General features: G+C 72.8%; 9 protein-coding genes and 1 pseudogene. 6 read left to right on the forward strand and 4 right to left on the reverse strand.

Annotated features, from left to right (window positions below):
- Positions 1 to 338: 338 nt before the first annotated feature.
- Positions 339 to 797 carry a winged helix-turn-helix transcriptional regulator gene (locus ACFUJR_RS21515; protein WP_383165859.1) on the reverse strand — a complete coding sequence of 153 codons (459 nt, stop codon included), beginning with the start codon at positions 795 to 797 and terminating at the stop codon, positions 339 to 341.
- A 108-nt stretch (positions 798 to 905) separates the two neighbouring features.
- On the opposite strand from ACFUJR_RS21515, the gene ACFUJR_RS21520 reads away from it, so the two are divergent.
- Both ACFUJR_RS21520 and ACFUJR_RS21525 read left to right on the forward strand, forming a co-directional pair.
- Positions 906 to 2,327: an MFS transporter gene (locus ACFUJR_RS21520; RefSeq protein ID WP_383165886.1), complete on the forward strand. Its 1,422-nt coding sequence runs from the start codon at positions 906 to 908 to the stop codon at positions 2,325 to 2,327.
- Positions 2,328 to 2,353: 26 nt separating this feature from the next.
- Positions 2,354 to 2,686: a DUF6401 family natural product biosynthesis protein gene (locus ACFUJR_RS21525; protein ID WP_383165862.1), complete on the forward strand. Its 333-nt coding sequence runs from the start codon at positions 2,354 to 2,356 to the stop codon at positions 2,684 to 2,686.
- Positions 2,687 to 2,893: 207 nt separating this feature from the next.
- Here ACFUJR_RS21525 and rarD read toward each other — a convergent pair whose 3' ends face one another.
- Positions 2,894 to 3,892 (reverse strand): EamA family transporter RarD, encoded by a 999-nt coding sequence (gene rarD, locus ACFUJR_RS21530; RefSeq protein ID WP_383165865.1) that lies wholly within the window; start codon positions 3,890 to 3,892, stop codon positions 2,894 to 2,896.
- Positions 3,893 to 3,994: 102 nt separating this feature from the next.
- The gene (locus ACFUJR_RS21535) at positions 3,995 to 4,855 is read right to left on the reverse strand and encodes an NAD(P)H-binding protein (RefSeq protein WP_383165868.1); all 861 of its coding nucleotides are present in this window, start codon (positions 4,853 to 4,855) and stop codon (positions 3,995 to 3,997) included.
- Between the two features lie 97 nt (positions 4,856 to 4,952).
- Between ACFUJR_RS21535 and ACFUJR_RS21540 the strand changes: the two genes are divergently transcribed.
- The 4 genes from ACFUJR_RS21540 to ACFUJR_RS21555 all read left to right on the forward strand — a co-directional run bounded on the left by ACFUJR_RS21540 (position 4,953) and on the right by ACFUJR_RS21555 (position 10,650).
- The gene (locus ACFUJR_RS21540; RefSeq protein WP_383165871.1) at positions 4,953 to 5,360 is read left to right on the forward strand and encodes a winged helix-turn-helix transcriptional regulator; all 408 of its coding nucleotides are present in this window, start codon (positions 4,953 to 4,955) and stop codon (positions 5,358 to 5,360) included.
- 84 nt (positions 5,361 to 5,444) lie between these two features.
- Positions 5,445 to 6,269: a hypothetical protein gene (locus ACFUJR_RS21545; protein WP_383165874.1), complete on the forward strand. Its 825-nt coding sequence runs from the start codon at positions 5,445 to 5,447 to the stop codon at positions 6,267 to 6,269.
- Positions 6,266 to 8,452 (forward strand): bifunctional serine/threonine-protein kinase/ABC transporter substrate-binding protein, encoded by a 2,187-nt coding sequence (locus tag ACFUJR_RS21550; protein ID WP_383165876.1) that lies wholly within the window; start codon positions 6,266 to 6,268, stop codon positions 8,450 to 8,452. Before ACFUJR_RS21545 ends, ACFUJR_RS21550 begins: the two co-directional genes overlap by 4 nt.
- Before the next feature lie 2 nt (positions 8,453 to 8,454).
- A complete protein-coding gene (locus ACFUJR_RS21555; protein WP_383165879.1) occupies positions 8,455 to 10,650 on the forward strand; it encodes an ABC transporter substrate-binding protein in 2,196 nt (731 codons plus the stop codon).
- Between the two features lie 51 nt (positions 10,651 to 10,701).
- On the opposite strand, the pseudogene ACFUJR_RS21560 reads toward ACFUJR_RS21555, so the two are convergent.
- Positions 10,702 to 11,102: pseudogene (locus ACFUJR_RS21560) on the reverse strand (2-oxoacid:ferredoxin oxidoreductase subunit beta); the annotation flags it as partial.

The following is an 11,102-nucleotide window of genomic DNA, read 5'->3' on the forward strand; positions in this document are numbered from 1 at the left end:
GGTCGACGTCGCCGGCTGCGACCACGTGAGGCCCCCGGGCGACAGGAGCGGGTGCGCGTACCCGTACGCACCGCCTGATACGACTCCCCGCCGGCGTGAACGGTTGTACGGAAAACCGCATCTTCGTTCGGTCGGCTTTCCGGTCTCGCTCCGTAGCCGCGCCGGGGCCGTTCCGGTGTCGCTCCGTAGCCGTTCCGATGCCGTTCCGATGCCGTTCCGGTGTAGATCCGGCGCCTTTGCGGGGGCGTCACTGCGCGCGGGAATCGTTCCCCCGGTATCGGTCATGACGACCCGGGCGGACCGTGTCCCGACATCCGGCGCAGGGATGACGCGCCCGGTCAGGCCAGGGCGGCCTGCGCCTCGGCCGCCTCCTTCGCGTCGTACTCCTGCCGCGCGGCCGCGATCTCGTTCTGGTGCAGCTCCGTCCAGAGGACCAGCGAGCGGATCGTCGTGTGCAACGTGCCGCCCAGCGGCGTCAGTTCGTACTCCACGCGCGGCGGGACCACCGGGTGGACCGTCCGCTTCACGAGGCCGTCCCGCTCCAACTGGCGCAAGGTCACCGTCAGCATGCGCTGGCTGATCCCGTCGATCTCCCGCCGCAGCTCCGAGAAGCGCAGCTTGCGGCGGTCGAGCAGGGCGATGACGAGCAGGGACCACTTGTCGGCGACCCGGTCGAGGATCTGCCGTACCTCGCAGTCCTCCCGCGTGTCCCACTGGAAGGGGGACGCGTCCCCGGAGTAGCCGTCCGCGTAGGTCACTTCGCAGTGACTCGGTGACTTCGAAGTGCCTTCTTCCATGGCATCGGATCCTGCCGCAGGATCGGGGTGGTTACAAGAGAGAACCGACCCCATGGCCGGTAACCACCCTTCCCCTTCCCCGCCCTGGAGACAGCTGTGTCCACATCCCTGCCCGCACGTGCCTGGGCCCTCCTCCTCGTCCTCTGCGGAACGATCTTCCTCGAAGGCATCGACGTCGCCATGCTCGCCGTCGCGGTGCCCAGCATCAGATCCGATCTGGACCTGTCCACGGCCAGTGCGGCCTGGGTGATGTCCGCGTACGTCCTCGGCTACGCCGGCTTCACCCTCCTCGGCGGACGCGCCGCCGACCTCCTCGGCCGCCGCCGGATGTTCCTCGGCTGGCTCACCGTCTTCCTGCTCTTCTCCGGCCTCGGCGGCTTCGCGACCGAGGGCTGGATGCTGATCACGGCCCGCTTCGTGACGGGTGTCGCCGCCGCGTTCATGACCCCCGCCGCGATGTCGATCATCACGACGTCGTACGAGGAGGGTCCGCAGCGCAACCAGGCGCTGCTGGTCTTCGCCGGCACGGCCGCCGGAGGCTTCTCCCTCGGCCTGGTCATCGGCGGACTGCTCACCCAGCTCGGCTGGCGCTGGGTCTTCTTCGCCCCCGTCCTGCTGGCGGCGGCGATCCTGCTCGCCGCGCTGCGGCTGATCCCGGGCGAGGCGCGGCCGGAGCGCGCGGCCGGCGGCTTCGACGTCGCCGGCGCGCTGACCGCGGCCGGGGCGATGCTGCTGCTCGCGTACGGGATCGTACGGCTGGAGCACGGCTTCGACGGCTGGCCGCTGACCGCCCTGGTGGCCGCCGCCGGTGTGGCCCTCGCCGGGCTGTTCGTCGCCGTGGAGCGCCGTGCCGCCTCCCCGCTCGTCCGACTCGGGCTGCTGCGCAAGGCGTCGACCGTCCGGGCCGACCTCGGGGCGCTGCTCTTCGTCGGCTCCTTCTTCGGCTTCCAGTTCGTCGCCACGCTCTACCTCCAGGAGCTGCGCGGCTGGTCCTCCCTGGAGACGGCCCTCGCGCTGATGGTCATGGGCGTCGACGCGGTCCTCGCCCCGACGCTCACGCCCAGGCTCGTGGCGCGGTTCGGCAACGGACGGGTGATCCTGGGCGGTTTCGTGCTCGCGGTCCTCTCGTACGCGCTGTTCCTGCCGGTCGGGCCGGACTGGTCGTACGCGGCGATGTTCCCGACCCTGCTGCTGACCGGGCTCGCCTTCTCGCTGGCGTACGGGCCGCTGACGATCGCCGCGACGGAGGGGATCGACGAGGAGGAGCAGGGGCTGGCGAGCGGGCTCCTGACCACGGCGACGCAGTTCGGCTCGGCCGTCGGCATCTCGCTGGTGACGGCGGTGTACGGGATCGTCGGCGGCGGGCTCGACGGCTTCCGGGCCGCGCTGACCGTGCCGGTGGCGATGGTGGCGCTCGGGGCGCTGGTCTCGGCGACGGGGCTGCGGGGCGCCAGGGCCGTGAACGAGGTCGCGGAGGTCCCGGAGGTCCGGGAGGTCCCGGAGGCTGCGACCAAGGTCGCCGCGGGGTGACCGGGAGGCGCCCTTAGTGTGGAGGAATGAACGATTCCGACTGTCCGCTGGTCGGAGTGGCCGCCACGTACATGCCCCGGCTCTCGGAGTTCGCCTTCGAGCCGGGGCTCGTGGCCGCCGTCGACCAGCACGCGGCGGCCGTGTGCGACGCCCTGATCCCGGCCCCGCGTCGCCCGCACGAGACCGCGCTCACCCGTCGGCGGGTCGTGCGCAGGGAGGACCTCGCCGAGTACGTCCTCGGCTTCACGGACTCGCTGTCGGAGGCCGACTGGACCGAGCCGGTCGGCCACGACTTCGCGACCCTGCGCCTCACGGCCGTGTGCTGGCTGATCCGGGAGCACGACCTGCTGGCTTCCTGAGCCGCCGCGCGCACGACGGCCTCAGGGGCACGGCGGCCCGGGGGCACGGCGGCCTCAGGGACACGGCGGCCTCAGGGGTACGACGGCCCGGGGGCACGGCGTCCCGCGACATGGCGCCCCGGGACACCACGGCCTCAGGGGTACGGCGGCCCGGGGGCACGGCGGCCTCAGGGGTACGGCGGCCCGGGGGTACGGCGGCCTGGGTGCTCAGGAGACGGCCGGGGTCCGGCCGGGGTCGGAGGCGGCCGCGGCGTCGGGGCGCACGGTGCCGGTCGTCGCCGCCGCGGCCGCCGCGCGCTCGGCGACCGCCAGTGCCACCCTGCTCCGCCGGGCCGTCCGCAGCGCGTCCCAGGTCAGGATCGTCAGCGCCAGCCACACCAGCGAGAAGCCCGCCCAGCGCTCCGGGGGCATCGCCTCGTGGAAGTACGCGATCCCCAGCACGAACTGGAACATCGGGGCCAGGTACTGGAGAAGCCCCAGGGTCGACAGCGGTACGCGGATCGCCGCCGCTCCGAAGCAGATCAGGGGTACGGCGGTGACGATGCCGGTCGCGGCGAGCAGGGCCGCGTGCCCGGTGCCCTCGGTGCCGAAGGTGGCCGAACCCCGCGAGCCGAGCCACAGCAGGTAGGCGAGGGCCGGCAGGAACTGGATCGCGGTCTCGGCCGCCAGGGACTCGAGGCCGCCGATGTTGACCTTCTTCTTCACCAGGCCGTAGACGCCGAAGGAGAAGGCCAGGATCAGCGAGATCCACGGCGGACGCCCGTACCCGACGGAGAGGACGAGCACGGCCGTGGCGGCCACGCCGACCGCCACCCACTGCGCGGGCCGCAGCCGCTCCTTCAGGAGCAGGACGCCCAGCGCGATCGTGACGAGCGGGTTGATGAAGTAGCCGAGGGACGCCTCGACGACCTGGCCGGCGTTGACCGCCCAGATGTAGACGCCCCAGTTGACGGTGATCACCGCCGCGGCCAGCGTGATCAGGCCGAGCTTGCGCGGGCTGCGCACCAGCTCGCGTATCCAGCCCCAGCGGCGGACCGCGAGGAGCGCGACGACGACGAAGGCCAGGGACCACACCATCCGGTGGGCGAGGATCTCGACCGCCCCGGCCGGCTTCAGGAGCGGCCAGAAGAGCGGGACCAGACCCCACATCCCGTAGGCACCGATCCCGTAGAGGAGACCCGCTCGTCCCTCGTTGTCCGTCTTCACCGAACCTCCTGCCCTGCGCCACGCCGTCCTGATGAAGGTAGCGCCGGACAGGGCAGGCTGTCATGTCCGTACCGCGATACGGTCATGACCTTCGCGGCGGCGCTAAGCGAGGGCCTTCGCGACCGTCTCGGCGAGCGGGGTGGTGGGGCGGCCGATGAGGCGGGACAGGTCGCCGGTCCGCCGGGCGAGCGCCCCGCGCTCGATGGCCCTGTCGACGTCCACGAGGATCGCGGCGAAGGCCGCAGGGACCCCGGCGGCGGTCAGGATCGCCTCGTGCGCCTCGGCCGGGACGTTGTCGTACCCGATCTCCCGGCCGGTCTGGCGGGCGACCTCGGCCGCGTACTCGGCCAGCGACCAGGCGGTGTCGCCGCTCAGCTCGTACGCCCTGTTCACGTGCTCCTCGGCCGGGCCGGTCAGGACGGCGGCGGCCGCGGCGGCGTAGTCGGCGCGCGCGGCGGAGGCGACGCGGCCCTCGCCGGCGTTGGCGACGACGGCGCCGTGGGCGAGGACGGGGGCGAGGTTCGCGGTGTAGTTCTCGGTGTACCAGCCGTTGCGCAGGAACGTGTACGGCAGCCCCGAGTCGAGGATCAGCGTCTCCGTCGCCCGGTGCTCGGCGGCCAGGTCGAAGTCGGCCTCCGGCCCGCCGAGGATGCCGGTGTACGCGAGCTGGGCGACGCCGGCGGCCTTGGCCGCGTCGATCACGGCCGCGTGCTGGGCCACGCGCTGCCCGACCTCGCTGCCGGAGATCAGCAGCACGCGGTCGCCGGGCCGGAAGGCGCCCGCGAGGGTCTCCGGCCTGCCGTAGTCGGCGATCCGCAGCTCGATGCCTCGCTCGGCGAGGTCGGCGGCCTTCGCCTCGTCCCGGACGACGGCGACGACGGATTCGGCGGGTGCCTGGGCGAGGAGCTCGTCGATGACGAGACGGCCGAGCTGTCCGGTGGCTCCGGTGACGACGATGCTCATGGTGGTTCCTGCTCCCGTGGGGTGCGGTGGGTGATGCACTCACCGTACGAGGGGCGCTAACTATATGAAAGTACCCACTTTGAAGTAAGGTACTGGCATGGAAGTAAGTGACCCGAAGAGTCCGCCGGCCGGTGCCGACGGCGCGATGTGCCCGGCGCGGCTCGTCCTGGAGCACGTCACCAGCCGGTGGGGCGTCCTGATCCTGATCGCCCTGCGGGAGCGCTCCTACCGCTTCAGCGAGCTGCGCCGACAGGTCGGCGGGGTCAGCGAGAAGATGCTGACGCAGACGCTCCAGACCCTGGAGCGCGACGGCTTCGTGCACCGCGACGCCAAGCCGGTCATCCCGCCACGCGTCGACTACAGCCTCACCGGACTCGGCGAGGAGGCCGCCGGCCGCGTCTGGGAACTGGCCCGCTGGACCGAGGCCCGGGTCCCGGCGGTCCGGGAGGCCCGTGCCCGCTATGACGCGGCACGTCCCGGGAAGGCCACAGGTTCGCCCCAATGATGTTGTAAACGCGGCGAGTTGGTGCCCACGCGTCGTACGATCTCCTCACCACTCGGGGCAAGTGTGAGCGTGCGTGGGGGATACGTGACATACGGGTACCGAAGAGTGCTGCGCGCCTGCGGGGGAGTTCTCGCGTGCGGCCTGATCCTGACGGGGTGCTCCGACGCGGGCGACGACGGCGGACGTACCGACGGCAAGGGGGGTACGCCCTCGGCGGCGGCGTCCGGAGCGGCGACCGCGCAGCCCGCGCCGGCGCCCTCGAAGCTCGGCTTCACCGCCGACCCGAAGCGGGCCCCGAAGAACGAGGCCGAGGCCAAGCGGCTCGCCCTCGCGATCGTCGCCGGCCCCGAGTCCTGGGGGGCGGACTTCGTCAAGCGCACCCCGTACCTGAGCGCCGACGACTACTGGCCGGTCCTCTCCGCACAGTGCACCTGGGAGACCGGGACCCGCCCGCGGACCGTGCTCCACAGTGTCACCGCCTACGGTGAGATCCCCGCCCGGCCGGGCCGGGGGGCGCTCCGGGTCTCCGCGACCGTCACCGTCCACCGCACCGAGACGGACGCCGACTGGGAGATGGCCGAGACCCTGGAGGAGGCGCTCCGCTGCCCCGACCAGCGGCTGCGCGACGGAGAGCGGATCACCGGCCTGCTGTCCCTCGGCAGCCTCTACGGCGCCGGCGGCAACTTCATCGCCGCGGACACGCTCAGAGAGGCGGGGTCGTACGTCAACGACGCGGTCAAGGGCGAGCAGACGTACTCCTGGCACCAGTCCCGCGTGGGACAGGTCACCGTCGCGGCCGTCGTCAAGGGCGCTCCCGGCCATGTCGCCAAGGAGGTCGACAGCGCGCAGGTCCAGGCCCTGGTGACCATGGTCGGGCGCGCCGAGGACAATCTGGAGGTGCAGTCATGAGCCCCGCGGTCCTTCAGCCGCTCCGGACCTCCGACCCGTCGGCGATCGCCGGATACCGGCTGCTCGGCCGGCTCGGCGCCGGTGGCATGGGCGTGGTCTACCTCGGCCGCACGGACAACGGCGAACTCGCCGCCGTGAAGGTCACCCACGGCGACCAGGCCGACCAGGCCGACTTCCGCGCCCGGTTCCGCCGCGAGGTCGAGGCCGCCCGCCGGGTCGCCAGCCCCTGGGCCGTCCCCGTCACCGGCGCCGACCCGGACGCCCCCCAGCCGTGGATGGCGACCGCCTTCGTCCCCGGCCCCTCCCTCGGCGAGGCCGTCGCCGCGCACGGCCCGCTGCCGGAGCGGAGCGTACGGATCCTCGGCGGCGCGCTCGCCCGCGCGCTGGCCGCGGTGCACGCGGCCGGACTCGTCCACCGGGACGTCAAACCCGGCAACGTCCTCCTCGCTCTCGACGGGCCGCGCCTGATCGACTTCGGCATCGCCCGGGTGACCGGGGAGACCGCGCTCACCTCCACCGACATGGTCGTCGGCACCCCCGGCTTCCTCGCGCCCGAACAGGCCGAGGCCCGCGCCGGCGAGATCGGCCCGCCCAGCGACGTCTTCGCGCTCGGCTGCCTCCTCGCCCACGCGGCGACCGGCCGCCCGCCCTTCGGCACGGGGGCGATCGACGCCCTGCTGTACCGCACGGTCCACGACGAGCCCGACCTCGCCGGCGTACCGGACGGGCTCCTGGACCTCCTGCGCGCCTGCCTCGCCAAGGACCCGGACGGGCGGCCCACCGCCGAGGAGATCGCCGACCGCCTCACGGAGGACGCGCCCGGCGCCGGGAACGACTGGCTGCCCGCCCCCGTCGTACGGACCATCGCCGAACGTTCCGCCGCCATGCTCGCCCTGCCCGAGATCGAGTCCACCCAGCTCGGCACGGCGGACGACGGTGCACAACAGGGCTCCGGCAGAAGGAGGTTCCTGCTCCTGGCCTCCGGCGGCGCCGTCCTCGCCGCCGGAGGCGGCATCGCCGCCTGGGCCGCGCTGCGGAACCACGACAAGGACCGGAAGGCCGCCCCAGGGCCGAAGAAGCGCCGCTGGGTCATCGGCGTCCAGGCCGACCTGACCGGCCCCGCCAAGGACATCGGCCGCGCGCAGGAGCGCGGCGCCCGACTCGCGGTCGAGCAGTTCAACGCCCGTGAGAACAAGCCGTTCACCCTCGAACTCAAGGTCTCCGACGACGGCGGGGACAGCAACAGGGCCCTGGCCGCGGCCCGCGTCCTCACCGGCGACCCCGACGTCCTCGGCGTGATCGGACCCACCTCCGACTACACGGGCCTGGCCGCCCTCCCCGCGTACGACGAGGCACTCCTGCCCGTGATCACGGTCTCCGCCGGGCTGAACCTGCTGACCAACCGGGCCGGCGGCCAGGGGCTCTCGATGGTGCAGGCGTGCCCGCAGCACATCAACGCGGGCATGTGCCTCGCCTACTACGTCCTGACGAAGACCCGGAGCATCCGGCCGGGCATCCTCCAGGAACGGACCGACGACTCCTACGCCTGGCAGTACATCGGCGGCGCCAACTTCGGCTTCCGGCACGCGAAGGTCGTCCCCGTCCCCCGTGTCGTCCCCGGGCCCACCACCGACTACAAGCGAGTGCTCGGCAGCATGATGGCGGAGGGGATGGACGCGTACGTCCACTGCGGCCTCGCTCCGAGCGCCGTCCTCGCCGCCCGCGCGCTCGATGAACTCGGCTTCACCGGTATGAGAAGCACCGGACAGCATGTGTTCAAGCCGCAGTTCCTCACCGAGGCGGGGGAGGCGGCCGAGGGCTGGATCATCGGCGCGCCGGTCGTCGACCCCACGACCCGCAAGGAGGCCTCCGCCTTCGTCGTCGCGCACCGCAAGCGGTACGGCGCGGCCCCCGCCTTCTACGCGGGCGAATGCTTCGACATGGTCAACCTCCTGGCCCAGGAGGTGGAGAAGGCGGCGCAGGGAGGGAAGCGCCCCGACCGCACGAAACTCGCGGCCCAACTCCTCAAGGCCAAGTACACCGGCGCCATGGGCGGCTACGTCTTCGACCCCGAGAACGGACGGCTGGCGGGGGTCGGCACCTTCATGTACGTGGTTGAGAACGGTCGCTACAAACCACTGGAGTTCGCCCCCGCCGTGCCGCCCGAGAAGCGACAGGTCTGAGCGTGCGGCCGCTCCGTCCCGCCGATCCCTCGACGATCGCCGGATACCGTCTGCTGGGCCGGCTCGGCGCCGGCGGCATGGGCGTGGTCTACCTCGCCCGGTCCGCCGGCGGCGCGCTCGCCGCGCTCAAGCTGATCCTGGCCGAGCACGCCTCCGACCCCGGCTTCCGCGAGCGGTTCCGGCGGGAGGCCCGGATCGCCGAGCGCATCACCGGCCACTGGGTGGTCCGCGTCCTCGGCTCCGACCCGGAGGCCCGCGAGCCCTGGCTCGCCACCGAGTTCGTGCCCGGACCCTCGCTTGCCGAGGCCGTCGGCCTCCACGGCGCCCTGCCCGAACAGAGCGTACGGGCCCTGGGCGCCCGGCTCGCCGACGCGCTGGCGGACATGCACGAGGCCGGACTCGTCCACCGGGACGTCAAGCCGGGCAACGTCCTCCTCGCCCTCGACGGGCCGCGCCTGATCGACTTCGGCATCGCCAGGTCGGCCGGGGCCACCGCCCTCACCGCCACCGACGCGATGATCGGCACGCCCGGTTTCCTCGCCCCCGAGCAGGCCCGCACCGCCGGTGCGGGCGAGGTCGGCCCGCCGAGCGACGTCTTCTCGCTGGGGTGCGTCCTCGCGTACGCGACGACCGGGCGACGCCCCTTCGGTACGGGCGGGGTGGCCGCCGTCGTGTACCGCACCGTCCACGAGGAGCCCGACCTCGACGGCGTACCGGAGGCGCTGCTGCCGCTGGTGACCGCGTGTCTCGCCAAGGACCCGGCGGAACGGCCGACGGCGGATGAGGTACGGGCGCGGCTGGGGCGAGCCGAGGGGTCTGCGGGCGACTGGCTGCCGCCCGGGCTGCCCGCGCTGATCGCCGAACGCTCCGGGCGGGTCCTGGACCTGCCCGTGGCGGAGCCGACCGTCGTCGTCGCCGGAACCCCGGACGGCGGCCCCCCGTCACGTCGCCGCTTCCTGGCGCTCGGGTCCGCGGCCGCCGTCGCCGGGGCCGGCGGGCTGACGGCCTGGCTCGTGAACCGCACACCCGCGAACCCGGCGGCCGGTGGGCCGCCCGCGGCCCTGCCCACGTACAGCATCGGGATCCAGACCGATCTGAGCGGCCCCCGGGCCGCCGACGGGCGCGCCCAGGAGCGCGGGGCCAGGCTGGCGGCCGAGACCTTCAACGCCCGTCCCGACCGGCCCTTCGACCTGGCGCTGAAGGTACTGGACGACGAGGGCCACCCACCCCGTGCGGGAGCCTTGGCACGGGAGTTCGTGCAGGACGCGGCCGTCATGGCCGTGATCGGCCCGACCACCCGCGAGACCGTGATCGCCGCCGCCCCCACCTACGACGCGAACCTGCTGGTGCTGGCGACCGTCGCCGTCGGCATCGACCAGGGCGACCTGCCCTTCCAGACCGTCAACCCCGTCTACCGCGAGCTGCGCGTCCATCACGACATGCTGCAACTTCCCTTCACCAGCATCGCCCTCGTGCGTGGCGCCAAGCGGACCGCCGTCGTGCAGGACAGGGCGGCGGGCGACTACGGCTGGCGTACGGCCAACTCCGTGCGGACCACCATGAGCGCGGCGGGAGAGTCGGTGACCGTGCATCAGATCGCGTCGGACGAAGATGACTTCGGCTCCGTGGCGCGCGAGGTCGTCGCCACCCGCCCCGACGCCGTGCTCTACGGGGGCGTCTCCCCGCGCCGCGCCGGACTGTGCGCCAAGGCGCTGAGGCAGGAGGGCTACGGAGGTCTGTGCGGGGGCGTCGAGTACGCGCTGGCACCGGAGTTCCTCTCCACCGCCGGCCCGGCGGCCGAGGGCTGGTACTTCGGCACCACCTATGTCGATCCGGCGCTCGTGCCCGCGGCCGAGGAGTTCACGGCCGCCTACCGCGGGCGCTGGGGCCTGTCGGGCACGGCGCCGGTCGAGCGGTTCGCGGTGGAGGCGTACGACGCCGTGACGTGCCTGGCCGACCGTATGAGGGACCTGGTGTCGGGCCGGCGGCTGGCGATGACGCGGGTCGCCGTGCGCGGTGCGATGCGGGCGTTCTCGTACCAGGGCGTGGCCAAGACGTACGGCTTCGACGAACAGAACGTGATGATGTTCCGGTACAACAAAGCGGTCTTCCTGTACCGGATCGAGCACGGCGTCCCGCGCTACCTCGGACAGTTCGAGAAGTTCGCGGAAGACGAGAAGAAGCGCCTGAAGGGGTGAGGGGCGTGGCCCCTCGCGCGGCCGCGCCCCTCACCCTTGCCTCGTCCCGCGTCAGCCGGCGACGGTCCAGGTGTCGTTGCCCGCGAGGAGTTGGCCGAGGTCGCCCTTGCCGTGTTGTTCGATGGCGGTTTCGAGTTGGTCGGCCATCAGCGTGTCGTAGACGGGGCGTCGGACGGAGCGGAAGACGCCGATGGGGGTCTGGTGGAGGGTGTCGGGGTCGGCGAGGCGGGAGAGTGCGAAGGCGGTGGTGGGGGAGGCGGTGTGGGCGTCGTGGACGAGGACGGTGTGCTGGTTCTCCGCGGTCACGGTGACGACTTTCAGGTCGCCGGTCGCCGGGTCGCGGACGACGCCCTTGTTCTGGCCGGTGCCGAAGCGGATCGGCTGTCCGTGTTCGAGGCGGATGACGGCTTCCTGTGCCTGGTCCTTGTCCTTGAGGGCTTCGAAGGCGCCGT

The organism is Streptomyces sp. NPDC057271 (assembly GCF_042668715.1).
Lineage (GTDB): Bacteria > Actinomycetota > Actinomycetes > Streptomycetales > Streptomycetaceae > Streptomyces.